29 protein-coding genes are annotated in these 26,482 nt (G+C 36.6%); 11 read left to right on the forward strand and 18 right to left on the reverse strand.

Annotated features, from left to right (window positions below; all coding sequences use genetic code 11):
• From N7603_RS06150 to N7603_RS06190, 9 genes are all read left to right on the forward strand, one after another.
• On the forward strand, positions 1 to 188 hold a 188-nt coding region (locus N7603_RS06150), incomplete at its 5' end, for a hypothetical protein (RefSeq protein WP_262096506.1).
• Between the two features lie 25 nt (positions 189 to 213).
• Positions 214 to 921: a transposase gene (locus N7603_RS06155; protein WP_262096507.1), complete on the forward strand. Its 708-nt coding sequence runs from the start codon at positions 214 to 216 to the stop codon at positions 919 to 921.
• 195 nt (positions 922 to 1,116) lie between these two features.
• Positions 1,117 to 1,758, forward strand: a complete 642-nt coding sequence (locus N7603_RS06160) for a hypothetical protein (RefSeq protein WP_262096509.1) — start codon at positions 1,117 to 1,119, stop codon at positions 1,756 to 1,758.
• Positions 1,759 to 1,886: 128 nt separating this feature from the next.
• Positions 1,887 to 2,201, forward strand: coding sequence for a PadR family transcriptional regulator (locus N7603_RS06165; protein ID WP_262096512.1), 315 nt, complete (start codon positions 1,887 to 1,889; stop codon positions 2,199 to 2,201).
• Entirely contained in the window at positions 2,198 to 3,154 is a 957-nt protein-coding gene (locus N7603_RS06170) for a DUF1700 domain-containing protein (RefSeq protein ID WP_262096514.1), read from the forward strand. Before N7603_RS06165 ends, N7603_RS06170 begins: the two co-directional genes overlap by 4 nt.
• Before the next feature lie 159 nt (positions 3,155 to 3,313).
• Complete coding sequence (locus N7603_RS06175) at positions 3,314 to 3,949, forward strand: cobalamin B12-binding domain-containing protein (protein WP_262096516.1); 636 nt, start codon at positions 3,314 to 3,316, stop codon at positions 3,947 to 3,949.
• A gap of 2 nt (positions 3,950 to 3,951) precedes the next feature.
• Entirely contained in the window at positions 3,952 to 5,121 is a 1,170-nt protein-coding gene (locus tag N7603_RS06180; RefSeq protein WP_262096518.1) for an ABC transporter permease, read from the forward strand.
• Complete coding sequence (locus N7603_RS06185) at positions 5,114 to 5,803, forward strand: ABC transporter ATP-binding protein (protein WP_262096521.1); 690 nt, start codon at positions 5,114 to 5,116, stop codon at positions 5,801 to 5,803. Before N7603_RS06180 ends, N7603_RS06185 begins: the two co-directional genes overlap by 8 nt.
• Before the next feature lie 130 nt (positions 5,804 to 5,933).
• Positions 5,934 to 6,344: an Hsp20/alpha crystallin family protein gene (locus N7603_RS06190; RefSeq protein WP_262096523.1), complete on the forward strand. Its 411-nt coding sequence runs from the start codon at positions 5,934 to 5,936 to the stop codon at positions 6,342 to 6,344.
• Between the two features lie 33 nt (positions 6,345 to 6,377).
• On the opposite strand, the gene N7603_RS06195 is transcribed toward N7603_RS06190, so the two are convergent.
• From N7603_RS06195 to N7603_RS06280, 18 genes are all read right to left on the reverse strand, one after another.
• Positions 6,378 to 7,793, reverse strand: coding sequence for a DEAD/DEAH box helicase (locus N7603_RS06195; RefSeq protein WP_262096525.1), 1,416 nt, complete (start codon positions 7,791 to 7,793; stop codon positions 6,378 to 6,380).
• A 120-nt stretch (positions 7,794 to 7,913) separates the two neighbouring features.
• Complete coding sequence (locus N7603_RS06200; RefSeq protein ID WP_262096526.1) at positions 7,914 to 8,657, reverse strand: hypothetical protein; 744 nt, start codon at positions 8,655 to 8,657, stop codon at positions 7,914 to 7,916.
• Positions 8,647 to 9,351, reverse strand: a complete 705-nt coding sequence (locus N7603_RS06205; RefSeq protein ID WP_262096528.1) for an ABC transporter ATP-binding protein — start codon at positions 9,349 to 9,351, stop codon at positions 8,647 to 8,649. Before N7603_RS06205 ends, N7603_RS06200 begins: the two co-directional genes overlap by 11 nt.
• Before the next feature lie 87 nt (positions 9,352 to 9,438).
• Positions 9,439 to 9,906: an NUDIX domain-containing protein gene (locus N7603_RS06210; RefSeq protein ID WP_262096530.1), complete on the reverse strand. Its 468-nt coding sequence runs from the start codon at positions 9,904 to 9,906 to the stop codon at positions 9,439 to 9,441.
• 66 nt (positions 9,907 to 9,972) lie between these two features.
• The gene (locus tag N7603_RS06215; RefSeq protein ID WP_262096532.1) at positions 9,973 to 10,500 is read right to left on the reverse strand and encodes a 2-oxoacid:ferredoxin oxidoreductase subunit gamma family protein; all 528 of its coding nucleotides are present in this window, start codon (positions 10,498 to 10,500) and stop codon (positions 9,973 to 9,975) included.
• On the reverse strand, positions 10,493 to 11,239 hold the full coding sequence (locus N7603_RS06220) for a thiamine pyrophosphate-dependent enzyme (protein WP_262096533.1): 747 nt from the start codon (positions 11,237 to 11,239) through the stop codon (positions 10,493 to 10,495). The genes N7603_RS06215 and N7603_RS06220 overlap by 8 nt, the downstream gene beginning before the upstream one ends.
• Complete coding sequence (locus tag N7603_RS06225; protein WP_262096535.1) at positions 11,236 to 12,303, reverse strand: 3-methyl-2-oxobutanoate dehydrogenase subunit VorB; 1,068 nt, start codon at positions 12,301 to 12,303, stop codon at positions 11,236 to 11,238. The genes N7603_RS06220 and N7603_RS06225 overlap by 4 nt, the downstream gene beginning before the upstream one ends.
• On the reverse strand, positions 12,296 to 12,526 hold the full coding sequence (locus N7603_RS06230; RefSeq protein WP_373425385.1) for a 4Fe-4S dicluster domain-containing protein: 231 nt from the start codon (positions 12,524 to 12,526) through the stop codon (positions 12,296 to 12,298). The genes N7603_RS06225 and N7603_RS06230 overlap by 8 nt, the downstream gene beginning before the upstream one ends.
• Before the next feature lie 3 nt (positions 12,527 to 12,529).
• Positions 12,530 to 13,612, reverse strand: a complete 1,083-nt coding sequence (locus N7603_RS06235) for a Glu/Leu/Phe/Val family dehydrogenase (protein ID WP_262096539.1) — start codon at positions 13,610 to 13,612, stop codon at positions 12,530 to 12,532.
• Between the two features lie 145 nt (positions 13,613 to 13,757).
• Complete coding sequence (locus N7603_RS06240) at positions 13,758 to 17,060, reverse strand: DUF3427 domain-containing protein (RefSeq protein WP_262096541.1); 3,303 nt, start codon at positions 17,058 to 17,060, stop codon at positions 13,758 to 13,760.
• Positions 17,061 to 17,068: 8 nt separating this feature from the next.
• Complete coding sequence (locus N7603_RS06245; RefSeq protein ID WP_262096542.1) at positions 17,069 to 17,809, reverse strand: nuclease-related domain-containing protein; 741 nt, start codon at positions 17,807 to 17,809, stop codon at positions 17,069 to 17,071.
• Positions 17,810 to 17,901: 92 nt separating this feature from the next.
• On the reverse strand, positions 17,902 to 18,207 hold the full coding sequence (locus N7603_RS06250; protein ID WP_262096543.1) for a DsrE family protein: 306 nt from the start codon (positions 18,205 to 18,207) through the stop codon (positions 17,902 to 17,904).
• Between the two features lie 9 nt (positions 18,208 to 18,216).
• On the reverse strand, positions 18,217 to 19,221 hold the full coding sequence (locus N7603_RS06255) for a glycoside hydrolase family 5 protein (protein ID WP_262096544.1): 1,005 nt from the start codon (positions 19,219 to 19,221) through the stop codon (positions 18,217 to 18,219).
• Between the two features lie 151 nt (positions 19,222 to 19,372).
• Positions 19,373 to 20,644, reverse strand: a complete 1,272-nt coding sequence (locus N7603_RS06260; RefSeq protein WP_262096545.1) for an RNA-guided endonuclease InsQ/TnpB family protein — start codon at positions 20,642 to 20,644, stop codon at positions 19,373 to 19,375.
• Between the two features lie 220 nt (positions 20,645 to 20,864).
• Positions 20,865 to 21,047: a helix-turn-helix domain-containing protein gene (locus N7603_RS06265; protein ID WP_262096547.1), complete on the reverse strand. Its 183-nt coding sequence runs from the start codon at positions 21,045 to 21,047 to the stop codon at positions 20,865 to 20,867.
• 5 nt (positions 21,048 to 21,052) lie between these two features.
• Positions 21,053 to 21,496, reverse strand: a complete 444-nt coding sequence (locus N7603_RS06270; RefSeq protein ID WP_262096548.1) for a hypothetical protein — start codon at positions 21,494 to 21,496, stop codon at positions 21,053 to 21,055.
• A gap of 51 nt (positions 21,497 to 21,547) precedes the next feature.
• Positions 21,548 to 22,912: a GGDEF domain-containing protein gene (locus tag N7603_RS06275; RefSeq protein WP_262096549.1), complete on the reverse strand. Its 1,365-nt coding sequence runs from the start codon at positions 22,910 to 22,912 to the stop codon at positions 21,548 to 21,550.
• Positions 22,913 to 22,923: 11 nt separating this feature from the next.
• Positions 22,924 to 25,095 carry a sensor domain-containing diguanylate cyclase/phosphohydrolase gene (locus tag N7603_RS06280; RefSeq protein ID WP_262096551.1) on the reverse strand — a complete coding sequence of 724 codons (2,172 nt, stop codon included), beginning with the start codon at positions 25,093 to 25,095 and terminating at the stop codon, positions 22,924 to 22,926.
• Between the two features lie 151 nt (positions 25,096 to 25,246).
• On the opposite strand from N7603_RS06280, the gene N7603_RS06285 reads away from it, so the two are divergent.
• A complete protein-coding gene (locus N7603_RS06285) occupies positions 25,247 to 25,744 on the forward strand; it encodes an NUDIX domain-containing protein (protein WP_262096552.1) in 498 nt (165 codons plus the stop codon).
• Positions 25,731 to 26,435 carry a pseudouridine synthase gene (locus tag N7603_RS06290; RefSeq protein ID WP_262096553.1) on the forward strand — a complete coding sequence of 235 codons (705 nt, stop codon included), beginning with the start codon at positions 25,731 to 25,733 and terminating at the stop codon, positions 26,433 to 26,435. Before N7603_RS06285 ends, N7603_RS06290 begins: the two co-directional genes overlap by 14 nt.
• Positions 26,436 to 26,482 lie beyond the last annotated feature (47 nt).

Consider the following 26,482-nt stretch of genomic DNA (forward strand, 5'->3'; position numbering starts at 1 on the left):
CCAATGAAGTCTATACACTCCCTAGAAGTCACTTCATCAAGAAAGTATCCAAAGAGATTGAATTAGTTTCAAAACAAATTCATAAGCACACAACCGAATTAAACCATTTAAGTGACTTATCGTTAGACATACCTACACCCACATGTATCCAAACCAATCAAAGAAATCACCATCAAGTCTTACTATGATGGTCAATACATCGAAGTGGTTTATGTGTATCTAGATGAAACACCTCAAGCAACGATAGAAGATTCTACCGAAACGATGGGAATAGATTTTGGTTATAACAATCTAGCATTTTGTTCAGTCACGAATAATGAGCATTTATTGTTAGATGGCAAACGGTTAAAGAGTATGAATCAGTTTTATCATAAACGAATCGCGAAACTAGCGAGTAGTAGACCCAATCAAACTATCTTAACCAAACAAATGATTCGTCTGATGGATAAACGGAACCATCAAATGGATTATGGCATCTATAAAGCAGCTAAACTCATTATTCATCACGCGATAGATAATAAAGTGAAACAAATCATCATTGGTTATAATGATATCTTTAAAGATGAGCGACTATCTGACACGTATAATCAGTGGACGAAAAGTATACCTATAGCGAGACTAAGAGACCGAATCCTTTATTTAGCTGAACAGATAGGTATTGAAACCAAAGTGATTAATGAAGCATATACTTCCAAAGCGTCCTATCTAGATCAAGATGAATTCGTAAAAGGTGATTTCTCAGGTGTTAGAATCAAAAGAGGTTTATATAGAAGTAAAAAAGGCATCTTGATCAATGCTGACCAAAATGCCTCATTAAATATGATTCGAAAAGGTAATCCCGATGCCATATGGATAGGAAGGGTGAATCACGATTCACCTCTAGCGAACACACCTAAGCGTACATATCTATTTGGTGTGTAGTCCCTTTAAATAAGATGAGATTATCGTTAAGAGGCAATCAAATCATTCCGTAAAGGGTGATTTATTCACCTCTTTGTTCTTAAATTCATTATGAAAAATCTAGTTTTTTTCAAAAATAGTTCAATGTTATACTAAGGTCGTTGAAAAAGTCAGTTAAATGCACTATAATGAGATAAACTTAAAGGAGGTTTTGAAATGAAGTATGGTTATGGTTGGGTTTTAAAATTTGTACTCGCAGCCATTCTATTGGGGATGGGTATTTATATGGTATTCGCCGATGAAGTGGTATACCTCATTACTGGCGTAGTTATCGTAATCTTCTCTTTATTCAGAGTAATTCCTCTGATGAAGACTCTTAAAAAAGAAATCCTACGTACGATTAATTTGATTGAAATCATTTTTGATACCCTCATTGGTGGGGTCTTGATCTATGTAGCAGCAACCGGTCAAATGGATAACAGCGACCTTTGGAAAGAAGTTTACCGTTACGCGCTCGCGTTCTTCTTCTATGCGAGAGGCTTAGTCTATTTGAACTCTGTGGTGTTCTTAGGTGAAAAAACCGAGATTCCTAAATTCTGGGTTCACATTCTCGCAATTACCCTTGGTACCTATATCGCGACCGCGCCTAAATTTTCTTATGAAACTGTGGGTTTATTCTTACTCATCGTCGCGTTGATTGGATCTGTTTACTTAGGTTTCGATGGTTTTGGTGGTTATAAGAAATACCGTCAGTTCCAACTAGAACTCAATCAGGGTAAGGAAAAAGAAAAACAAGTCGAAAAGAAAAAAGAAGTTATCTTGGATGAACAAAAAGAAGATCGTCCTTACGTTAACTAAACAAAGATAACATATGAGCCACTCTATTCAGGGTGGCTTTTATTTTTAAATTTTCGTAAAAATGGGTATTGTGTTTCGCACAGTACTGTTATATACTGGTATTGTGTAAGACACAGTAGGGGGTTATTATGAATTCTCAATTTAAAAAAGGCATTCTTGAGATGTGTATCCTCAAACTCATTGACGATAAAAAGATGTATGGTTTTGAAGTGATTGAAACCTTATCTCAAATTATGGATGTTTCTGAGAATACGGTTTACCCCATTTTGAGACGATTAACCACTTCAGGCTATTTTGATATCGAAATGGAAGAGACATCGTATGGTGCACCTAGAAAGTATTATGTAACAACGAAACAAGGTAAAGAAGCGCTTAAGGTCTATACCGATGAATGGAGCGCATTTTTAAAAGGGGTCTTAAAGATCATGGAGGAAAAACAATGAAACAAGACTATATCGACAGACTTAAATCTGAATTAAATCAATATACAACCAATTTCGCCGATGTGAAAGACATCGTTCGTGATTATGAGGAAATGTATGATGATGCATTACAAACAGGTAAAACCCCTGAGGAAGTTGAAGCGATGTTAGGGGATCCCATAGACATTGTGGATGAGCTCAAAGAAAGTTTATCCTTGAAACAAGAAAGACGTTCAAAAGGCAATAAGGTCGTCGCTGTATCGCCTTTTATCGCAACCATTTGTTTCTTCATATCAGGTTTTTATTTTGATGGTTGGGTTTTCGGTTGGCTTTTCTTCTTAATGATTCCGATGTTAGGAATTCTATTTAATACACCTCGAAAAGAAAAGTTCGTTGCGTTATCCCCATTTATCTCAGTCATTTTACTAATTACGATTGGCTTTACAACCGGCCGTTGGGAGTTAGCCTGGTTACCCTTCCTATCGATTCCGGTTTTAGGGTACTTCTCTGATAATAAGAAATGGGTCAGTTTTACCTTCTTAGGTCTCGTTCTACTTGGGATTATGGGGTATGTGTATGTCGGTGAAACCTACGGATTCCAGCTTGCGTGGTTAAGTTTCATTCCAGCCATTATTTTCTCGATTATTCGCGGTCAAATAGTGCTCTCATTTGGAGACTTAAAAGGTCAAGAACGAAAGAAAGTCTTAAGTTTGATTGGGGTAATCCTACTCACGATTGGCTTATTTATTGGATTAGGTTTAGCCTTTGATGGCTGGGGATGGTCTTGGATGTTTGTGTTAGGGATACCTATGACTGCGATTATATTATTTGCGAAAGGGAATATTGTTGCGCTCATGCCGTTTATCTCTGTTGTGATTTTCTATTCACTTGGGTTCTTCTTTGATATGTTCCACATCTCATGGATAGCGTTTCTATTAATACCCATCACAGCGATTTTAGTTTCAAAAGATTAAGGGGATTTCCCCTTTTTTTTAAGCTTATGGCTAATTGTGTAAAATTAAATTGTATGCAATGCTTTTTGATAGACAGATGAAAATAGTTTTGATACACTAGTACACGAAAGTAATAAAGTTGTGTTAATGTAAATAAGAATGCAAATTAGGAGGCTTATAATGAACCCTTATTATCCAAAGTTCTTAGACCTTGTGAATCACGAGAATAAAGATGAGGCCATGCTTTATGTATTAGAGTTATTAAAAGAAAAAAAGATTGAACTTTATGACTTGTATGATTTCTTTTTAAGACCTGTTTTAAATGAGTTTGAGTGTAATTCAGAGGATGAAGAGATTTGCATTTGGAAAGAACACGTCAGAACCTCAATTGTCCGAACCATTCTCGAATCGACTTATCCATATTTAATTGAAAATAAAAAGACGGTTAAAAAGAACAACAAAAAAGTCGTTGTCGTTTGTCCAAGTGAAGAGTTCCATGAAGTGGGCGCCATCATCGTGACTAACTACTTCACCTTAGCTGGATTCGATGCACAGTACATTGGTGCGAATACTCCAAAGAATGATATTGTATCGGCTGTAAAAGCATTAAAACCCGATTACCTCGCATTATCGGTAACCAATTACTATAACTTAGTCGTTACCAAACAAATCACCGAACAAGTGAAGGGATTATTCCCAAATGTCAAAGTGATTCTTGGAGGGAACGCCTTTAATAAACCAGGTGCTTTAGATCATTTAGTGTATGATTACCACTTAAAAACCAAAGAAGACATCTTCATTTTAGGGGGCAAATAAGCATGAAACTCGCATTTCAAATCGCTAGACGGTTCTTATCGTCTGGTAAACTACAGACTTTATTTATTGTATTAGGGATTGGTGTAGGGGTTTCTGTTCAAGTCTTTATCGGAGCCTTAATTTCTGGTCTTCAAAAAAGTTTAGTCGACACCACCATTGGGAACAGTTCTCAAATTACTGTTACCTTAAAAGATGAAGACAATCCTTATATCTCCAATTATGACGATTTAATTGTTGAAATATTAAACAGTGATTCCAACATCCGTGTCGCAACCGGTAATTTCAACGTCGCGGGGACTTTAGAAAAAAACAGTGAAACCCTCCCCGTATTGGTTCGTGGGTTCGATATGACTTCCGCGGATGGCATTTATAAGTTTTCAGATAAACTCACATCTGGTAGACTCCCTAATCAAACCAATGAAATCATTTTAGGGAATTTCTTTCAAACAGAATTAAATTTAAACGTCAATGACACGATTACCATACAAGTGCCTCTTAAAGCCAATCAAACGTTAACTGTAGTTGGCTTCTTCGACTTTGAAGTTAAAAGCATCAATGAATCGTGGGCAGTATCCACTTTATCAACCACTCAAGGGTTATATGGTGTAGCTGACATCGTGACTTCGATTGAATCGCAAGTGAAAGAATCTGCGTATTTTGAAGCAGATGCGATTTCTTTAAAAGTTGCAGACAAAATCGGTTCAGATTACGCAGTCACAAACTGGATTGAAAATAACGCATCCTTACTATCAGGTTTACAAGGCCAAAGCATTTCTTCTTTAATGATTCAAGTCTTCGTGTTGATCTCTGTTGTATTAGGGATCGCATCCATTCTAGCGATCATCGTTTTACAAAAATCCAAACAAATTGGGATTCTTAAAGCGATGGGAATTAAGAATAGTGACGCTTCCTTAATCTTCTTATTCCAAGGTTTAATCCTCGGTGTATTTGGAGCCTTAACTGGGGTATTGTTAGGGATTGGTTTACTCGTATCCTTCCAAACCTTCGCTATAGACGCAACAACGGGCGAACCGGTCATTCCGCTCAATATCGAATATGACTTCATCGCGTTATCGGCTTTAATCGCCATCGCAGTTTCAACTGCCGCGGCGTTAGTTCCAGCCCGTAAATCCTCTAAACTATCTGTAATCGAGGTGATTCGCAATGCTTAATACCGTTATGGAACTCAAAGGTATCACTAAAGTTTATGGTGAAAAAATCAAGACTCAAGTATTATTTGGTGTCGATTTAAAATTCTATGAAGGCTCATTCAACGCCATCATCGGTCAAAGTGGATCTGGTAAATCGACTTTATTGAATATTTTAGGGACACTCGATAACCCAACCGATGGTGAAATCTTCATCAATGGACAAAATACAAAGAACATGAAAGCCAATCAAATTTCCTTCTTAAGAAATCAAAACATTGGCTTCATCTTCCAATTCCACTATTTACTCCCTGAATTTGCAGCTTTTGAAAACGTCTTAATGCCTTATAAGATTTCAAAACAAAAAATTACCCCTGAAATTTTGGATAGAGCCAATGAACTCTTAGATTTTGTGGGTTTAAAGAAAGTTAAAAACAACTTGGCTAAGAATATGTCTGGGGGTCAACAACAAAGGGTTGCGATTGCGAGAAGCTTGATCAACAATCCAAAGATTATTCTCGCTGACGAACCAACCGGGAACTTAGACAGCGATTCAACCGAACAAGTCTATACCCTACTTCGTGAGATCAACGCGAAATACAAAACCACATTCATCATCATTACCCACGACCGAAAGATTGCTGAAAAAGCAGACCGTATCATCGAAATCAAAGATGGACGAATCAACTTAGATGTCATTAACTAAAGAAGGACGAGAGTCTTTCTTTTTTTATCAAAAAATTTGCACTCTATACTTGACAGTGCCAATTTATTGATTTATAATATAGGTGAACTTAGAAAATAAGTTCAGGACAATTAGAAAAGGAGCGATGTTTATGTTGAGTTTACTCAAAAAAGACCGAGACTTCTTTGATAGCTTGTTCGACGAATTCAGAGTAGCACCATTTGGTAATGATGTCTCCATGAGAACAGATATCAAAGAAAGTGAACATGTCTATGAATTAGCCATTGAAATGCCTGGATTTGATAAGGCAGATGTGAAAGTGAGCCTAGATAATGGCTACTTACTTGTAGAAGCGGAAAGAAAACATGAATCCAATGAAGACGATTCTAAAGGCAAATTCATCCGCCGTGAACGTTATTATGGGGTCATGAGACGTAGTTTCTACGTAGGTGATATTCACATGGATGAACTCAAAGGTTCTTTCGATAAAGGGGTTTTAAGAATCCAAATTCCGAAAGAAGCTAAAAAAGTAGAAACCAAGAAATATCTACAACTTGAATAAGTAAAATCGGAGCCGTTATTTGGCTCCGATTCTTTATTTAACTGCTCTTCTGTTTTTATTGTTTTGATTGCGTTTAGGTTGTTGTGCCTTATAGCTCGTGACACCTTTATTAGTTGGTCCGAACTTTGATTTTGGCGAGAGGTTTTTTAATCCTGTCATAGCTTTCTTCTCCGTGATGGGTTGTGTTTCTTTATTCGTTTTATTCGATTTTGGTTTATTATTTTTTTTCGTATTTAATTTAAAAGCTGGTTTTTGAGAAGGTTTATTCGATTTTGGTTTGTTATTTTTGGATGTTGTTTCTTTAGGTGTCGCATCTAGTACCACAGTATAAGCATGTGACACAACAGGAATCGTCATTTTGATATTTTTTTCAATATCATTTAATAGACTTCTTTCTTTTGGATCACATAAGGAAATCGCCTTGCCATCTTTTCCTACACGACCGGTTCTTCCGATTCTATGGATATAGGTTTCAGGGGTTTCAGGTAAATCGTAGTTTACGACATAGCTTAACGAATCGATATCGATGCCTCTAGCCGCGATGTCTGTAGCAACCAACACTTGGGTTTTCCCTTTTTTAAAGTTTTCTAAAGCACGTTCCCTCGCACTTTGAGATTTATTGCCGTGAATGGGTTCAGCAGTGACATTTTCTTTGGTAAGTTCAGTCACAAGCCTATTCGCTGTGTGTTTGGTTCTCATGAAGACTAAAACGGATTTCATCTTTTGAGATTTGACTAAATCGAGTAAGAGTTGGGTCTTTTTTTGCTTATTGACGTGGTATAACGATTGTTCGATGATGTCAATCGTTTGATTGACCGGAACAATCGAGACACGTACGGGTTCGTTTAAGATGGTTTTCGATAGTGTTTCGATTTCTTTCGGCATGGTTGCTGAAAAAAGCATGGTTTGACGGGCTTTCGGAACCAAGTCAATAATCTTATTCACATCTTTGATAAAGCCCATATCAAGCATACGGTCGGCTTCATCTAATACTAAATAAGATACTGCATTCAACTTGATATGGCCTTGATAGACTAAATCTAATAATCTACCTGGGGTTGCGATTAAAATATCGACACCTTTTTTCAAGGCTTCTTCTTGTTTCTTTTGTGAGACACCTCCATAAATGACGGTGCTTCTTTGATTGACAAACTTCCCATAAAGGGTAAAGTTTTCATAGATTTGACTCGCAAGCTCGCGGGTGGGCGTGAGGATTAAAGCTTTGATTTGTCTATGGTCAGAGTGTGGCTGTTCTAAATATAGATTTTGGAGGATTGGGATGGCAAATGCGGCTGTTTTACCAGTTCCGGTTTGTGCACTGCCTAAAATGTCCTTTTTCTCTAAAAGTACTGGGATGGCGTCAGTTTGGATTGGGGTAGGTTCTTTATACCCAGCAATCGCGACGGATTTTAAAATCGGTTCAATAATGTTTAATTCTCTAAATGTCATGTAAGTCCACTTTCTTCAAAAAAATAAGGGATGTTTGGTAACATCCCTAATAAATTGCTTTTATTTTTTGTTACAAGTGATTATATCACACGTATGTGTAAAAAACTACAACTTTGTTTATTATTGTAATTCTAGTTTCTTATCGATGATGAGATAGGTTAATACGTAGAATCCGGCACTCAAAATAAAGTAGATGGCAATAAATACCCATACCGACGCAAAATCTGTCATAAATGATGAAGCGAAAGACACGTAAGTCCCAATGAAGGCACTTGAAACGAGTCCTGCTACTTGATTGACAACAAAGTATAATAGTATCCCAAATAGGATTTTCTTTTCGCCTTTATAAATCATATTGAGTAATGCGAATAAGAAGAATAACATCCCAATGGTATAAAGCGCGTAGACAATTCCAGCAGTAACCACAGTCACAGCTTCAAATGGGTAGTTTCCGATCAATTTGAATACTTCTGTGAAAATATTCAATACGTTCTCTCTGAATGCAGAAAGGATGAATAGTGAGGCTGCGAACACAGATACGACTACCGATAATAAAAGCCACATCATGTTGATGACCACTTTAGAGACCATAATCTCTAGGGTAGTCGCAGGGGTCGTAAATAGTAAATACCCTGGTTTACCAAAAACACGCTGTCCTAGGTTAATGATGATGGTATAAAAGGTAAATAACATCGTAATCCCAATGAGCGTAAATAATAAGAATGTAAACGTCATCCCTGCAGATATATTCTCAATGTTATAGGTGAAAGATGTCAGTAAGGTTAAAAGAATGATTGCACCATAAATCGGTAAGAACTTACGGTAAGAAGATAAAATCTCATGTTTCATCAATTTAGCGAGCATACTTGAAGACCTCCTTGAATATTTCTAATAAAGACTTATTCTTTTCAGCAATCAATTCGTCTAAGTTTTGATGTAACATCACATGGCCTTGTTTTAAGAATACGACTTCATCAAAGAGCTGTTCGACATCATAAATTTGGTGGGTCGATAAAAGGATGGTTGCGTCGGTATTTCGGTAGTTCATAATCGTTTCTAAGATGATTTCACGTAACGCTGGGTCTACCCCACCAATCGGTTCATCAAAGATATAGAGCTTCGCGTTTCGTGAAAGCACGAATGCCAGTTGAAGCTTTTCTTGATTACCTTTGGATAATTTTCGAATTAAATCGCGTTTTGGAATTTGAAACTGCTGGATGAGCTCATCAAAGCGTGCTTCATCAAAGTCGTTATACATGTCCATGAAATAACGCTTTAAATCCATGATTTTCATCCATGAATCGTAATACAGTTGGTCTGGTAAATACGAGACCACACGCTTGGTATCTTTAGAAATTGGCATACCATCAATTTTAACTTCACCTTCAAACTGTTGTAAAAGTCCAGTTAAGATTTTGATTAATGTCGTTTTCCCTGATCCATTCGGACCTAACAAGCCGATGATTTTCCCTTTTGGAAGTTCTAAATTAACATCCACGAGAGCTTCTGTTCGACCGTAGGATTTTTTTAAGTTTTGAATACTGACAATACTGTCCATAACGATCACCTCTAAGTATGATTATAAAGCAATTACATAGCGATGTATACCTATTAATGAAAATAAGTAAAAATTGAAACAGTTTTATTAATCAATTTTAATACTAAAATCTTGTTTAACCCAATCTTTAATCCACGCATAATCGGTTGGTTTGATTGGGTTTGGTAAGCGGTCTCGATGATAAAAATCCAAACCAAACGATTCTTCGTCGTGAATCAAGACTGGTTTTTCATGGATTTTCTTGTAAAAGACTATCACGACATAATGGGTGACATCGCCATTTGGATACACACCAATTTGATCTTTACCTGAGTAGATTCCAAACAAAGTAAGGTCATCTAATTGAAGACCGGTTTCTTCAAACATTTCTCTTTTAACACCTTCTAGGATTTTTTCATCCAGTTCGATATTCCCGCCCGGTGTACCGTAATCTAACGTATCACTACGGTGTTGCAAGAGGATTTGATCTTCGTATTCGACAATGACTGCAGCAGAAACACTTCTTATTGGAATATGTCCAACGACACTTCTAATATCTTTAATGTAGTTCGCCATAGATTTCTCCTTTAGTTATTAAAATCATAACACAAAAAAGGAGACACAAGTGGTCTCCTTTATAAGTTATACAGTTTGTCCAAGATTGAAGGCTTTTTTATTCACTTCAATCAAGTGTTCTTTTTTAGAACCAAAGAAGTATTTTAAAGCTTCCATAATGGTATTTTCATCAAAAATTGGGTTTTGTTTTAAATACGCACCGAGTAATACAAAGTTGATGGCTCTTGGTTCTCCCACTGAGAGGGCTAAATCGTTCGCCTTAACCCCTTTTACTTGATATTTAGGGTTCTCATCAATTTGAATTAAAGATTCGTTAAAAAGCATAAATCCATCGGATTTGACGGTGTGTTTAAACTTTTGATAACTTGGTTCATTCAAAACGATTAAGTCATCAGAGTCTTTGAATACAGGTGAATAGATCGGTGTATCGGAAATCGTAACCATACAGTTTGCGGTTCCGCCTCTGGTTTCAGGACCGTAAGTCGGTACCCAAATCGCATTCATGCCTTGAATGGTTGCGCTATAAGCGAGGATTTGACCGAGTAACATCACACCTTGTCCACCAAATCCTGCGATTCGAATGGTTTTAGTCATGTTTGGTCACATCCTTAAATACACCTAATGGGAATACAGGAACCATTTTCTCTTCGACCCACTTCATCGCGTCGATTGGCGCCATGCCCCAGTTGACTGGGCAAGTAGATAATACTTCAACCATGGTAAATCCTTTTTTCTCTTGTTGGATGGTAAATGCTTTTTTAACCGCATTTTTAACTTTCTTCACATTTTGAGGGCTCGTTAACGCAACTCTTTCAAGATACGCAACGCCTTCAATGTATTGGAACATTTCTGATACACGGATTGGATAGCCTTGATTGTGTGGATCACGGCCTAATTGTGAAGTGGTCGTTTTTTGTCCTACTAAGCTGGTCGGAGCCATTTGCCCACCAGTCATACCGTAGGTTGCGTTATTCACAAAGATTACAGTGATGTTTTCACCGCGGTTCGCAGCGTGAATGGTTTCTGCAATCCCAATGGATGCGAGGTCACCATCGCCTTGATAGGTGAATACGATATTATCGGGTAATACGCGTTTCACACCGGTTGCGACTGCACAAGCACGTCCATGAGGGGCTTGTTGCATATCACAGTTAAAGTATTGATAGGAAAATACAGAACAACCGACAGAAGCGATGCCAACGGTGTGATCTAAGACACCTAATTCGACCAAAACTTCGGCTACGATTTTATGCAATATACCGTGAGTACATCCTGGACAATAATGCGTTTTTGCATTCGTTAAACCTAAAGACTTTTCGTATTTAACGGTCATGATATCACCCACTTCTTAAAGTTTATAATCGCATCTCTAATTTCGGTTGGGTCTGGAACAATCCCGCCAGTACGGCCATAGAAGGCAATTTCATGTCTACCTTTATCGGAAATTAATACGTCATCGAGCATTTGACCCATTGACATTTCAGTGACTAAAATACCTTTACAAGATTCAGGAATTAAATCAAATGCTTTTTTCGGGAATGGCCAAACAGTAATTGGACGAATCATACCGACGTTGATACCCACTTCTTTAAGCATTTCAATCGAGCTTCTCGCGATTCTCGCAACTGACCCATAAGCGACGATTACGTAATCCGGATTCTCCATATTGATCATTTCGAATTTAACTTCTTCCTTTTTCACCATATCATATTTGGCTTTGAGGTTATTGTTGTGTTCTTCTAATTTAGGCGCGTCTAGATACAATGAGTTGATGATATTTCTACCAGAATGGTGTGCCATGCCAATGGTTGCCCATGATTTATTAGGTAAGTTACGTTTAGGCACTTCACGTTCTAAATCGACCGCTTCCATCATTTGACCAATTAACCCGTCGATTAGAATCATTACTGGGTTACGGTAAATATCGGCGATATCAAAACCTTGTTTGATATAATCGACTGTTTCTTGAATGGATTCAGGTGCGATGACGATGGTATGGTAATCGCCATTCCCACCCCCACGGGTTGCTTGGTAGTAGTCTGCTTGTGAAGGCTGAATTCCACCTAAGCCTGGACCACCTCTCATCACAGATACAATCACACATGGGAGTTCAGCCCCTGCTATGTAAGAAATCGCTTCTTGTTTTAAAGCAATCCCTACAGAGGAACTCGACGTCATCACGCGTTTACCTGCACCGGCAGCGCCATAAACCATGTTGATGGCGGCGATTTCAGATTCGGCTTGAACAAACACTTTACCGTGTTCCGGTAAGTATTTGGATAAATACTCTGGTACTTCGTTTTGTGGGGTAATCGGATAGCCGAAATACGCATCGACACCCGCTTTAATCGCAGCTAACGCGATGGCTTCGTTTCCTTTAATGAGGCGCTTAGGCATCGGTTCTTACCACCTTAATCACAGAGTCTGGACAAATGACGGCACAAAAGGCGCACCCGATACATTTGTCAATGTTTAATACGTCCACGAGTGTATAACCCGAGGCATTCGTTCTTGAGATTGACATCCCAAGGATTTTAACAGGACAACTGTTGACACACAGTTCACAGCCCTTACAGGCGTCGTTGTTAAAATCAAGTTGATACTTAGCCAACAGAATCACTCCTTATCTTTTGGGTATATAGTTATCGTGTAAGTTCTTAATGGTTTCAATACGGTTTTTAGCAAATACTTTCGCAGCTTGTTGTGTATGGATATCTTGAGTTTTCGCAATCTCAAAGATTTGTAATAAACGGTCGTAGATTAATTTAACATCTGCCATGGCTTTTTCTTGTGGCCAGTTGTTTAATTCAACATACACGTTGATTAAACCACCCGCGTTGATGACAAAGTCAGGCGCGTAAAGAATGCCACGTTCTTTAATCATTGGTCCATGAATATCTTCATCTAATAATACGTTATTTGCAGTACCTGCAATGATTTTCGCTTTGATTTGAGGGATGGTTTGATTATTCAATACACCACCTAAGGCACATGGTACAAATACATCCACATCCATGCTATAAACTTGATCTGGGTTGACAAATTCGACTTCAGGATGTTCTTGTTTCATTCTTTCAATATACTTTGGATTAATTTCTGAGAAATAAACTTTCTTCGCTCCAAGTTCTACTAAGTGGTTGATGAGGTAGTATCCAGTTTGACCTGCACCTTGAACGGCGAAGGTATACTTAGAAATATCTTCATCTCCAAAACGGTACTTAAGGGATGCTTTAATACCATATAAAGCTCCTAAGGCTGTAACTGGTGATGGGTTCCCTGATTTGCCTTCTAGACCAACAACGAAGTCTGTTTCCATATGGACATAGCCCATGTCTTTTGTGCTGGTGTTGACGTCTTCAGCTGTGATGTATCTACCGTTTAAGGATTGTACATAACGCCCTAAGGCTCTGAAGTACGCTTCACTCTTCACTTTGGTAGCGTCCCCAATCAATACAGTTTTACCGCCACCTAAGTTTAGACCTGCCGCAGCTGCTTTATAAGTCATGCCTCTAGCCAGTCTTAAGCAGTCCATGACTGCAGCATCCTCGGATTCATAATTCCAGATTCTAGTGCCACCAAGGGCTGGCCCTAATGTGGTGTTATGAATCACGGTGATGCCTTTCAATCCTGTAGTTCTATCGTAGAAATAGACTACTTGTTCATACTTGTGTTTTTCCATGTACTCAAATACTTTAAAATCATTCATGTATGTTATTCTCCCTTCGAAATAAAAGCGTTTACATTGGTATTATAACATAGTTATATCTTTTTTATTACTACTATCTAATCTAGTTTTGGAGTTTTATGTTTAAAGAAAAAAGAAGGTTTTTTTATACCTTCTAAGTGTTATTTTATCCTAGTTTTTTTATGATCGGTAAATCAGCTGCTGCGAAATCATAATTACTCATTTCATCCACAGTCAGCCATTTCGAATCTAAATGCTCAGATATGGTAAGGTCACCATTAACTATCTCACAATTGTAAGCATGCATGGTTAAAATAAAACCACTATACTCATGGTCAACTGTTGTTATGAATTTATTAACCTTAATATCGGTAGCTAGTTCTTCCTTGATTTCTCTAATTAGCGCTTGCTGATGAGACTCATTCGCTTCAATCTTGCCGCCAGGAAACTCCCATTTTTTAGCTAACTCCCCTGCATTTTTTCTTTGTGCACAGAAATACTTTCCGTCTTTTTGAATTACTGCAGCAACCACTTCTATACGTTTTTTCATTTCTTTATACTCCGTTGTTAGTCTATAGTAAATATCTTCTGGTACTTCATGATCTAAGGCAAGTCTAAAACGAATCGGATTATTCATCTCATAACTCATCACTTTTGCAGTTCCTAGATAGATCATTTTAGTAGTATAATACTTAGTATTTTTACCACCTTTTTTAACAAAGAGATGGATTTTTATACCACGTTGTTCATGGTTGATTAAATCTTGACCTATAGGACTTTCTTGAGAGGTCTTTCTCATAGACTCCCACTGTAATATTTTTCGACTTAAGAACTTATCCTTAAAGTTAATCTCTTCTTTAACATTGCCTTTATCTAGAGTAACAAAAAGGTAGAAATTCTTTTCATATAAAGACACTCCAGATTGAATAACATGAATACTATCGAATCGTGCAATCTGTGTAACATCCCTTAATTCATATTGATAAAATAGTTTAAAGTTCGGATAGTCAGAAATCTGTCTTCCAAACTCATGTTGATACCGATTAATCCCGTACTGAATACTATCTGTTACATACTCTTTGAATAGGGGATTACGTAATAATTCATTAAAATTCGGATCTAAGAAAATACCTTTTTCCGTTTGTATTAGAGGGGATTTAAATCTAGATTTATCAAGACTGGTTAAAAGATCACCAGTTAAATGCTTAATCGCATGACTTATATCCTGTTGATCGATTACAGAGATATACTTGTACAATTCATTTTCGATAAATCCAAAGTGAATACTGACTTCATTAATCATCATATCTAAAATCACGAATTCATGAACTCTCTTGAGCGGTAAAAAGTTATCAATGAAACGGATATACTTCAAAGCATCTGTATTACTTAATAAGTATTCCATATTGGCATTTTCGTTTACTGAATTTACAAATTCAAAGTAGGATTTCGATTTATCAATGAATCTGACTGGATCAAAACCATCGAATCCAAAATCACTTAGTTTTGGTAATCTATCTTTCAATTGTCTTTTAACATCAAAGAAAATCTCTTCTAAGTATTCTTTTTTATCAAAATCTGTTTTTTCTAATTGGTTTAGAATGTGTTCTTTGGATACTCGATCCATTCGAATAAAAGTATCTCCCGGAACACCCATAAAGTCTCTTGAGGTTTCAAGCATGATATCTTCTTTATCATAGGCTCTATCCCCTGTTAATGCAACAGGAATCATGAAAGAACGATTATGATTACCGATAAAATCAAGTACAGTAAGATACTCTTTTTGTTCATGTAGTCTGAGTCCTCTGCCTAATTGTTGTGTGAAAATGATCGGTGATTTCGTAGGTCTAAGCATTAAGATCAAGTTTAAACTCGGTATATCAATACCTTCGTTTAGAATGTCTACAGCGAATATGTAACTTAGTGAATGAGTGTTATCCTCGAGTTGTTCAATATACATATCACGAAGAAACTCTGAATCATCCTTGGTGAGTGCTACGGCAGATAAACCACGTAAGTTAAACTGTTCAGCCATGTACTGTGCGTGTTTAATGTTTGCACAAAAACCAATCGCTTTGGTTTTGTTACCGCTATGCCCATACTTATTAATATTTTCAACGATGAGATTAACTCTAGCCTTAATATTAAGTCTTTCAGCCATTTCATCGATGTCTTTGGAAATATCAATGCCTTCATAATCTGTAACAATATCTGTAATACCAAAATAATGGAAAGGTACTACAAGTTTTTCACCTAAAGCATCTCTTAACCGTATCTCAGCAGCAACCTGATTATCGAATAGCTCAAAAATACTGTTAGCATCAGTTCGTTCTGGTGTAGCCGTAAGGCCTAATAAGAACTTAGGTGTAAAGTGTTTAATTACCTTCAAGTAAGTTGGTGCAGCAGAGCGGTGTGCTTCATCGATCACGATATAATCAAAAGTATCGGGTTTGAGTTGGTAAAGATTGTCATTTCTACTAATAGTTTGAATAGAAGCGAACACATAATCTGAATCCAAGGATTTGTGATTACCAGTATAAAGTCCGGTTTTGACATTTAGGATATTTCTAAATGTTTTTTCTGCCTCCTTTAAGATTTTTTCTCTATGAACGATAAATAATAAGCGTTTTGGATTGACTTGAAGTGCATCAAACGCGGCAAGATACGTTTTACCTGTCCCTGTGGCTGCAATTACTAATCCCTTATCTGAACCCAGTTCTCTAAGGTTTTTTAATGATTCTAAGGCTTTTTCTTGCATGGGATTCGGTTTAATATCCAAACCAAGTCCATTGTTATAAATGACTTCTTTAACCTCTTCCGGTGATATATCATAGCTTTCAACGATTCGATTGATTAAATCGGTATCTACGTTATCTTTTAGGAACTCCGCAAGCTCTTTAAATATTTGTTGCTGATTAACCTTAGAGTATTTGTTCGAATTATACGCCAGCTCATATTCCTTGATATAATCTTCCGTTAATGGAATAACGTTATCTTCATCAAACCAAAGATCCTCAAACTCCGATCGGACGTTTTGAATTACTCGAGAATTCTGATTTGAATAGTAGGTCATATTCCATTCATGATTACTTTTGAGTGCATTAGATGTTAAGTTTGACGACCCTATAGTGACTTGAGTGTCCTCATCTCGCGTAAAGTAATAGCCTTTGGTATGGAAACCTCTGTTGTTATTTTTTAGAGTAGAATATACTTTAACTTGAATGTTATTAAAACTTAAAAGTCTTCTTAGTGCTTTAGGGTCGGTACCAAACATATAATCCGACGTGATAATTCTACCTTTCACACCTCTTTTTTGAGCATCACAGAACGTATCTGTGAGTAATTGAATTGCGGCATCCGATATAAAAGCAACCGAAAAATCGAAAGATTTGGCACTTTCGATGGATGATATTAAATGAAAATAGAAATTGTTGTTACTTTCGTTACTTATGAACCGGACTTGTCCCATAATATCCTCTATTCTGTTTTAATTAATTCCTCTATATCTTCAATGTGTTTTGCTTTAACTTCATCCGAGGCGAGTGTCGCTTTTTCAAGTTTTAATATCATTGAGATGACTTCATCATCTGTGAAAATATCTGGTTTCTTTTTATACTGTGATTTTATAAATTTATGAAGATCATTTAACTGGAATAAATATTTATCTCCCGAATCAACCTTAGATAACTTAGAACGATTAGAGAACACTACTACTGGTGTAATCCTCGATTGTTCGAGTTCTAAGTAATCCTCAATCGCTTTGGTGTGTGCGTAGTTTTGTCTAAATGGATTATAGAATGTATTCTTACTAAAACGATTTAATACCTGTGTCCAATACTCATCTTTATAAGAACCATATATATACCCGCCATAATTCTTCATTTCAAAGACATAAATGCCTTTTTTTGTTACTGCGACCATATCAACCTCAGTTTTTTCTGTATTTTGTGAATCTAAATATAGATTAGTTAATACCTGATCTTTATGGAACTTACGGAGTAGTTTCTTATACAATTTAAACTCACCATAATGACCTTTATCAAATAAGGTTGATAAAAGTTTATGACCAGATTTAACCTTATACTTAGATGTATAAAATGTGATAACATCAAATAAAAACATTATAAGTCTCATTAATACATAGATTAACGAATAAATGATGTATACAACCATTTCTAGTAATACATCAAATGGGGATTGTCTTCTACGTCTTGACATGAAAAGCCTCTTTCTAAAATTGATAAATGATTGCTTATTTATACTTACTGATTCAATTATACCAGGTTAGAAATAAAAAAACCGTAACTAATTTACGGTTTTATGTATGCGTAGCCTTGATTCTGTAAAAACACAATCTGATAAACCCCACTCTTAGTGAGTTCAGTGCCTTGGAGTAATTCTCTTGGATTAAGATTTCTAGTTACTAATGAATTCTCACAAATGTAGTATTTAACATTGGGTTCGAGTTTGACTGTCGATTTAATGAACAATTCGACTGCCTCTGAGTTGATTACAACTGCAACCTCCATGTTTGGACTGGCTTGTAAAATGTTTTTGACGTTCATAGATAATAGTGGCCATTTGTGACGTTCATCAATATGGAATAATGCTTTCATAGGTTCTCCTTATTCAAAATGATTAGGTAATAAATGATGTTCAATCATACGTCTGAAGTCCCAATGCAAATGGGATTCACGGTCAATCTTATAACTCCAGAAATAAAAGCCAAACGCTTGGTTATAGACATAAAGCTGAGTATCGGCTAAGAGTCTTACAAATAGGTTCTTTGTAAAGGTGTCTTTAAAGTTTAATGGGCCTTCACGTAAACCTAAAGACCATTCACCGATGATGACTCTAACAAACTTAGAGATTTTTTGAATCATGTGGTGACGTTCTTCAAAGACTGTTTTAAGGTGGGTATCGGTGTCGCTATTGGCGAGTTTGTCATCAAAACAGTGGTATAAGTGTAAGTCGAATGCGACATTCTCTTTACCTTTAAAGAAAGATTCCCAAACTGGTAAAGTCGGTCTGAATGCGTCATGAAACACAATCAGTTTAGAGGTAATCTTGCGAATCGCTTGATAGCTTCTTTGGTAAAAATCTAAGATGATGTTGATATCTATTGAACTATGTGGTTCATTTAATACTTGAATGCCTAAGAAGGCTTCTTCTTCGTGATAAAGTTTCGTTAAGGTTTCTAGTACTTCAATGGTTTTATCGATGTTTTTGGGGTCTTTTGGCCAGTCGATGACGCCGGTAATACCGCCATTATCAAACCCGTTTTGACAACCAGGTGCGGTATGTAAATCGACTAAGATTTGAATACCGTATTTTTTTGCGTATTGAAACGCTCTATCGATGTGTTCTTTAGACCTGTGGTAAAGGTTTGTACCTAAGAACCACCAAGGTACAGGTAAACGAACTTGAGTGATGCCTTTATCTTTAAGATATTTAAAGTCTGCTTCTGTAATGAAAGTTTGATAGTGTGCCTCTAAGGCTTCATGGGGATTCGGATGAAATTCCATAAAGTGGGTTTCATCGGGTCCTTTGAGTCCTTCAAATAAAGCTGGTCTCATCCACGATTCTAAGACAAACCAACCACCTAAATTAACGCCTTTAATGATTGCCATAAGTATAGTCCTCCTAGGTCATTATATCATGATTGATATCGTATCTTAAGCATTGGGCATGCTTTTGATTAGAACAAAGAGGTGAATAAATCACCCTTTACAGAATGATTTGATTTCCTCTTAACGATTTAACTCGTCTTATTTAAAGCGACTACACACCAAATAGGTTTGTACGCTTAGGTATGTTCACACCTTTAGTCCCTATCCATAAGGCATCGGGATTACCTTTTCTAATCATGTTTAATGACGCATTTTGGTCAGCATTAATCAAAGTGCCTTTTTTACTTCTATATAAACCTCTTTTAATTCTAGTTCCAGAGAAATCGCCTTTAACGAATTCATCTTGGTCCATATATGAAGCTTTTGATGTGTACGCTTCATTAATTACTTTAGTCTCAATACCTAATTGTTCTGCTAGATAGATGATTCGATCTCTTAATCTAGCGATGGGTATACTTTTAGTCCACTGATTATACGTATCCGATAGTCTTTCATCTTTGAAGGTATCGTTATAACCAATGATGATTTGTTTTACCTTATTCTTAACTGCGTGACTCATAATGAGTTTAGCTGCTTTATAGATTCCATAATCCATTTGATGGTTACGTTTATCCATTAGACGAATCATTTGTTTCGTTAAGCCATTATGATTAGGTCTAATGCTAGCTAGCTTGGCTATCCGCTTATGATAAAACTGATTCATGCTTTTCAATCGTTTACCATCAATCAATAAGTGCACATTGTTCGTAGTTGAACAAAACGCTAGGTTGTTATACCCAAAATCAATCCCCATGATTTCTGTATAATCTTTGGTTTCTATTTTAAGGGTTTCATCTATATAGACATAAATCACTTCAATGTACTTTCCATCATAATAGGACTTGATGGTGATTTCTTTGATTGGTTTGTTTTGGATACATTCTGGTGTTTGGATGTCTAAAGATAAATCACTTAAATGGTTTAATTCGCTTGTGTGCTTGTGAATCTGTTTTGAATCCTTTTCTAGTTCTTTCGATACTTTCTTGATGAAGTTACTTCTAGGTAAGGTATAGACTTCATGATTTGGTTTATAGACCATTCGGTCATAGATGGGATAATGGGTGTCTTTCTTTAAGTATCTCGGAAGTCTGATGGTTTGTTTAACGTTAGACTTCAATAATCCAAAGAAGCCTTTCATCGCTTCATCGACTTTACGAATGACCATTTGACCTTGAGTGGTACTTAAGTAACGATAGTGTTCACTGTCTTTGAGTAGTTGATAGTTTTCGTTATAGGATAAGTAGCCATTGGTTTTTATAAAATGTTGTCTTACATTATAAAGGGCTTGATTATAGAGACTTCTTGAAGCACGCATTAAAGATAATATAAACTGATGTTGATTTGAATTAAGATAGAGTCTTGTTTTAAGGGCTTTATAAGGCATAAGTGCATTCCCCCTTTCCTACTTAAATTATACCATAAACATCCGATAAAATATATATTTTATATGAATATTTAATTATATAGAAAGTCATTAAAAGAGGGCATTTTAAATGTTGTTTTAGAGAAAATTTTATAAAAGTCACAAATCAATTGTTATTAGATAGAACAATAAAAGACGAACTTTCCTAGTAAATAAAAAAAGATATCCTGTTTTGGATATCTTACTTTTGATTGGGTTCCCACTTGCAGCGGATTTTTGAAATGATCTTTTCGTCTTTCTTTAAGGCCTTCATCGCTTTATCTACGGTTTTAGGGTCTAATCCTGATTTCGCTTCAATTTCTTTTTGAGTAAGCGGGATGCATGCTCGTGTCATCACTTCTAATACTTTTTCTAAATCGTCCATATATTTTATCCTTTCTTAATATCCTTTCCAAACTTTTTAAATAAATCGACATTGAGTAGTAACAACAGTGGGATAGCGTAAACAGATACCGCGAGTACAGTTTCAAAGTACGCATTGAGTGCGGTGAGTTTAGCTGGGTAATAACCTAGATTAATCCACAAATAATGAATGGTATAGGCTGGTAGAATACCTGAATCTACTGGGGTGATTTCAAATAAGACAATTGTAAACCACACAAAATAGAAGGTTGCTAAAATGATTGCCATAAGGTTCGGTTTGACCTTATAGGTAAAAACACCATAAAGGATGTTGAATAAGATCATGGTAAATAAAAATAATACAATACCAGAGGACCCTTCATAACGGGCAAAACCAAATAGAAGCTGTAAGTAAATGATTGTATATATGAGATATAAACCAAGATAAATCCATTTTTCGTATCGTTTCATCGTATCCCTCCTATCCTTATTATACAACAAAAAACGTTTAGAATGTCGGTTCTAAACGTTGAATAAATCGTAATTTCTTTGATCTTTTTGTTTTTTGTCTTTATACATATTTTGATCGGCTTCATGAATGACTGCGTTGATATCGCTGTTATTTGAGAGTTTCGCAATCCCAAATGAAATTGATACTGTGTAAGGCAATGCGTTAGATACATTTTGAATATCATTCATCAAACGGTTCGCGATTTTATGCGCGAGTTCTAAATCACAATCCTCTAAAATGATGATAAATTCGTCGCCGCCAAAGCGGAAACAGAGGTCATTCGCTCTTAGGGATTCGTTCACCATTTGAACAACTGTTTTCAATACAGTATCGCCAGCTAAATGTCCATGCGTATCGTTGATGGTTTTCAAATCATCAAAATCAATCATCACGAGGCTTGCGATCCAACTTGAATCGTATCTTCGATTAAAAGTCTTCGCGTACCGGTCAAAGTAGCTTCTCGAATAAGCACCCGTTAAGGAATCGACATCGGCGATTTGTAGGATTTCTTCTTTTTCGATGTTGGTTGAAATGACCAATTGTTGAGCTTTTTTAAATACCGCTGTGTTGAAGATCGTAAATGCGATAAAAATGATGAGGATGAGGGCGATAATGCTATACTTGACGATGGAATTCGAATTACCGTACAAATCGGTATTATTGATGGATATCACATAAAAGATTTGATTTCCTGGGAATACCCCAATGTAGTCAACGTGATCATCGTGTAAGTACAAAGTCGTATTATCTACTTTAATCTGTTTTGAATTTAAATAGATTTCTTGGAGTTCACTATTATTTGGATAAAGCGATAACGATAAATGTTGGTGCGAGGTAAGGATGGGTTCTAACTCAAAATATACAACCACATAACCCACATTCGTGACATTTAAAGTGACAGGATAGGTAATTCTTAAAATGTCTTTGGTATCGGTTTTTATGAGCTTATGTCCATAAAAATTCATGATAATTTCTGAATAAGGATAGGTTTCTACACTAGTCCCATAACTGCTTAAAAATTCGTTATTCGCACCAATTTCAGCGTATAGTACACCTTCATAAATTTCAAGGTGTTCCTTAAAAGCAACATCGAAATAAGCAGTGATTTCTGCTTTAGTTTGGTTGCCTTCCCAATAGTCGATCAACCGAGTTTTGGTATCATAGTCTGATGCTATCACATGCACATCTTGAAAAGCATTAGAAATAAAGGACTCAATCGAATCGTGGTAGATTTCGGCTGCCGTGATGAAGTGACTCCTTTTTTCCTTTTCTATGGTTTGTGATAGCGGGCTATAAATCCCAAAAATGGTGAGCACTGAGAGTAGCGTGATAAAAGTGATCAAAAAGACTTTGATGCGTTTTAACAGGCTATCCATATGTACTACTCCTAATCAAATATATGCACAAATACCTCTACGATATCTGGGTCAAACTGAGTACCAGCATGTTTTTTAATTTCTTCAATGGCTTCTTCGTGTGTTTTTTTCATGCGGTAGGGGCGGTCTTGTGTGATCGCGTCATACGCATCGATGATAGATACAATTCTCGCGATGAGCGGAATGTCTCTACCACTAATTTTATTAGGATATCCCTTACCATCAAAGCGTTCGTGGTGATTTAAGATGCCTTCTGCGATCGGTTTCAAATCGACCGATGAAATCGCGATTTGGTACCCGATTACAGGATGGCGCTTCATCACTTCCCACTCATCATTGGTTAGAGGACCTGGTTTGTTGATGATATGATGAGGTACACCGATTTTACCGATGTCATGTAACATCGCTAATAAGTATAAATCATCCATGGTATATTGTTTTAAACCTAATTTAGCGCCAACTTTTAACGCAATCTCTCCCATGCGTTCCATGTGGTCTTGGGTTTCTTGTGAGTTCGCCAGCATCGTCGCTTTGATTGAGGTTAACGAATCACGATTAGAACGGCTTCTCGCTAATAGTTTACGTCTATGCATGTAATCTTCTGCACAGCGAATCACATCACGAATGGCAGTTTCTTCAGAAACCTTAGTTTCAAACCCACAGGATACTGTGAGTTGGTAAGTTAAGTTATCCGGACCGTTGTAAGTGTGTAGTTTGGCTTTTTCTTGGATTTCAATCATCACATCATAGGTTTCTAAAGTACTTGAGTTCGTGAGGATGATGGAGAATTCATCCCCACCGGTTCTCGCCACACAGTAACCCTTCTTCTCATAGGCTCTAATGACATTTGAAAAATCCATAATGACTTGATCCCCGACCGCACGGCCAAATGAATCATTGATCATTTTTAAGTTATCGATATTGGCGATCAATATACCAAACGGATACGCTTTTTCATCGTCTAATTTTTGAATGGTTTCATCAAAGGCTAGGCGGTTTTGAAGACCCGTTAATTGGTCATGATACATCATGTGTTCAATTTCAAGGTCACGTTCACGACGTTTATTCAAGTCGATGATGATGCCTTCTAAAGCAATTGGGTTACCCGCTTCATCATAGACTGGTTTGCCTTGTTCGTAAACCCATTTATTTTTACCATCTTTGGTGATGATCATATATTCTTTTTCAAAGTTAGTATGTTCGTTAATGGTAGTTTTCCAAGCTTCTACCAAAATTTTTCGATAGTTTGGATGAATGATGTCATTAAAAGCGATTCGCTCATTGTTGATGACTTCAAATACTTCATACCCAGTCAGAATTTTAAACCCTTCACTGACATATTCCATCGTCCAATCCTCATCAATCTTACAACGGTATATCATCCCTGGTAAGTGGTTCACTAGTATTTCCTTGGTATGTTCACTTTCTTCCACTTGTCGTTTGAGTCCTTCTAGTTGGGTCACATCTTGGAATGAGATGACATAACCAATATCAGAGTTTTTGCCTGGTTTTATTAAAATCGACATGGATACATCGACCCAGGAATCGTCAGCTTTTTGAAACCTTGAAAAACGGTTAAACACTGGTAATTTATCCAGATTTTGAATGAATTTTTGTTCTTTCTCTAAATAGACTTCCCTGAATAAGACATTAAATATATTTTTACCCATGAGTTCGAAAGAATCATCGTAGCCTAAAATATGGAAGGCACGTTGATTCATATGGGTGATTTCATGTGTTTTAGAAAGGACAATAATGCCTTCTGCGATCGCATTCAAAATCAAATTTTGTTCAATCTTTGAAGTTTCAAATGCTTGTTTATAGGAGTCAAAAAGATCGATACTAGATACAAATTCATCTTCACTGATTCGAAATGCTTTCACATAATATGTTTTTCTAAGTAAACTTGAATACTGAATGAATTCAATCGTATCAGAGGTTGTAAAAACCTTCTCGTAGGATTTTATCCAACCCTCTAAATAGTGATTCGTTTCATTTGATAAAAACGAAATGCGTTTACCAATGAGCTGTTCTTTTGTCGCGCTCATGTAATTGAAATACGCGTCGTTCGCATTCAAAACAATATAATCAATGGCTTGATTTTCTTCATCAAAGATCATTTTGTTATGAACCATACCTAAACTAGACTCGCTAAAGAGCCTCTCGTAAACTTCCTTATTCACTTCTATTTCCCCGATTTCTAAGTCTAACTACCCCCTCATTATAAGATATTTTTAATATTTTTACAATAAATTATCGGACTAAAGCCATAATAACGGGTTTAAGGCTCAATTCGATATTTTTTTGATACAATGGAGTCATGAGGTATGTACTATGAAATCTATTTACTGTCCACATTGTGGCATGCGTCTACTTGAACGTATCATCGGGGATGAAGGCTTAGTGCCTTACTGTGAAACCTGTTCAAAGCCGGTTTTTGATCACGCCCCAGTTTGTATCTTAACGATGGTGATCAACGAATTTGAAGAGGTTGCTTTATTGAGACAAGACTATGTCACCAAAACCCATAAAGTATTCGTTGCAGGATACTATAAACCAGGCGAATCCGCAGAAGATACCGTTAAACGTGAGGTTTATGAAGAAATTGGTCAAACGGTAGAATCGTTAAAGTTTGTCGAATCATTTTATCATGAACGCTTGGATACGCTCTTCTTATGTTATATATCAAGAGTTAAACAAGTCCCATTTGTATTGTCTAAAGAAGTCGATGAAGCTTCTTGGTATAAACTGCCGATTGATGAATCACTACTCAATCCAAAAGGGGTAGCCTATATTATTTACCAGAGGTATAAACACCATGAGATTGGATAAATACTTAGCCCATGCGGGCCATGGTACCCGCAGTGAGGTCAAAAAAATAATCCAAAAAGGTTTGGTTGAGGTGAACGGTGTCATCATTAAAAAAGATGACCAAAAAATCGATGAAGAAAACGATGAAATCATCGTCAGTGGTGAGAAGTCTAATTACACTAAACATGTCTATTTAATGTTACATAAACCAGCTGGTGTGATTTCATCTAATTATGACCCCAATCATAAAACAACCAAAGATTTGATTAAAGGGTATGAACACTACGCAACGTTTCCTGTCGGTAGACTCGACTTAGATACTGAGGGTTTATTAATCATTACCAACGATGGGTTATTAGCCCATCAGTTGTTATCACCAAGGTATCATGTCGATAAAACCTATTATGTTGAGTTCAGTGGGGATTACCAAAGTATTTACACTGCTTTATTCGAAACTGGGGTAACCTTAGAGGATGGGTATCTATGTATGCCAAGTAAGATTGAACTCTTAGAACCTCAAAAAGCCCTACTCACTATTAAGGAAGGCAAATACCATCAAGTTAAACGGATGTTTATGGTTTTAGGCATGACTGTTACCTATTTGAAGCGCGTATCCTTCGGTCCAATTGCCTTAGATGAAACCCTTCCGAAAGGCAAGTTTAGACCGCTTTCTGAAACAGAGCTTGAAGCCCTCAAAAAAGTGGTTTCATAAGTGATTTTATCGGTACAGTTTATTTACTTCTATGTTAGAATAATGGA

It is taken from the genome of Paracholeplasma vituli (genome assembly GCF_025446935.1).
Lineage (GTDB): Bacteria > Bacillota_I > Bacilli_A > Acholeplasmatales > UBA5453 > Paracholeplasma > Paracholeplasma vituli.

What these genes read in the sequence shown, in the direction of transcription:
- N7603_RS06160 (WP_262096509.1), top strand. Translation starts at nt 1,117, where the DNA reads ATGAAGTATGGTTATGGTTGGGTTTTAAAATTTGTACTCGCAGCCATT.
- N7603_RS06165 (WP_262096512.1), top strand. Translation starts at nt 1,887, where the DNA reads ATGAATTCTCAATTTAAAAAAGGCATTCTTGAGATGTGTATCCTCAAA.
- N7603_RS06170 (WP_262096514.1), top strand. Translation starts at nt 2,198, where the DNA reads ATGAAACAAGACTATATCGACAGACTTAAATCTGAATTAAATCAATAT.
- N7603_RS06175 (WP_262096516.1), top strand. Translation starts at nt 3,314, where the DNA reads ATGAACCCTTATTATCCAAAGTTCTTAGACCTTGTGAATCACGAGAAT.
- N7603_RS06180 (WP_262096518.1), top strand. Translation starts at nt 3,952, where the DNA reads ATGAAACTCGCATTTCAAATCGCTAGACGGTTCTTATCGTCTGGTAAA.
- N7603_RS06185 (WP_262096521.1), top strand. Translation starts at nt 5,114, where the DNA reads ATGCTTAATACCGTTATGGAACTCAAAGGTATCACTAAAGTTTATGGT.
- N7603_RS06190 (WP_262096523.1), top strand. Translation starts at nt 5,934, where the DNA reads ATGTTGAGTTTACTCAAAAAAGACCGAGACTTCTTTGATAGCTTGTTC.
- N7603_RS06195 (WP_262096525.1), bottom strand. Translation starts at nt 7,793, where the DNA reads ATGACATTTAGAGAATTAAACATTATTGAACCGATTTTAAAATCCGTC.
- N7603_RS06200 (WP_262096526.1), bottom strand. Translation starts at nt 8,657, where the DNA reads ATGCTCGCTAAATTGATGAAACATGAGATTTTATCTTCTTACCGTAAG.
- N7603_RS06205 (WP_262096528.1), bottom strand. Translation starts at nt 9,351, where the DNA reads ATGGACAGTATTGTCAGTATTCAAAACTTAAAAAAATCCTACGGTCGA.
- N7603_RS06210 (WP_262096530.1), bottom strand. Translation starts at nt 9,906, where the DNA reads ATGGCGAACTACATTAAAGATATTAGAAGTGTCGTTGGACATATTCCA.
- N7603_RS06215 (WP_262096532.1), bottom strand. Translation starts at nt 10,500, where the DNA reads ATGACTAAAACCATTCGAATCGCAGGATTTGGTGGACAAGGTGTGATG.
- N7603_RS06220 (WP_262096533.1), bottom strand. Translation starts at nt 11,239, where the DNA reads ATGACCGTTAAATACGAAAAGTCTTTAGGTTTAACGAATGCAAAAACG.
- N7603_RS06225 (WP_262096535.1), bottom strand. Translation starts at nt 12,303, where the DNA reads ATGCCTAAGCGCCTCATTAAAGGAAACGAAGCCATCGCGTTAGCTGCG.
- N7603_RS06235 (WP_262096539.1), bottom strand. Translation starts at nt 13,612, where the DNA reads ATGAATGATTTTAAAGTATTTGAGTACATGGAAAAACACAAGTATGAA.
- N7603_RS06240 (WP_262096541.1), bottom strand. Translation starts at nt 17,060, where the DNA reads ATGGGACAAGTCCGGTTCATAAGTAACGAAAGTAACAACAATTTCTAT.
- N7603_RS06245 (WP_262096542.1), bottom strand. Translation starts at nt 17,809, where the DNA reads ATGTCAAGACGTAGAAGACAATCCCCATTTGATGTATTACTAGAAATG.
- N7603_RS06250 (WP_262096543.1), bottom strand. Translation starts at nt 18,207, where the DNA reads ATGAAAGCATTATTCCATATTGATGAACGTCACAAATGGCCACTATTA.
- N7603_RS06255 (WP_262096544.1), bottom strand. Translation starts at nt 19,221, where the DNA reads ATGGCAATCATTAAAGGCGTTAATTTAGGTGGTTGGTTTGTCTTAGAA.
- N7603_RS06260 (WP_262096545.1), bottom strand. Translation starts at nt 20,644, where the DNA reads ATGCCTTATAAAGCCCTTAAAACAAGACTCTATCTTAATTCAAATCAA.
- N7603_RS06265 (WP_262096547.1), bottom strand. Translation starts at nt 21,047, where the DNA reads ATGGACGATTTAGAAAAAGTATTAGAAGTGATGACACGAGCATGCATC.
- N7603_RS06270 (WP_262096548.1), bottom strand. Translation starts at nt 21,496, where the DNA reads ATGAAACGATACGAAAAATGGATTTATCTTGGTTTATATCTCATATAT.
- N7603_RS06275 (WP_262096549.1), bottom strand. Translation starts at nt 22,912, where the DNA reads ATGGATAGCCTGTTAAAACGCATCAAAGTCTTTTTGATCACTTTTATC.
- N7603_RS06285 (WP_262096552.1), top strand. Translation starts at nt 25,247, where the DNA reads ATGAAATCTATTTACTGTCCACATTGTGGCATGCGTCTACTTGAACGT.
- N7603_RS06290 (WP_262096553.1), top strand. Translation starts at nt 25,731, where the DNA reads ATGAGATTGGATAAATACTTAGCCCATGCGGGCCATGGTACCCGCAGT.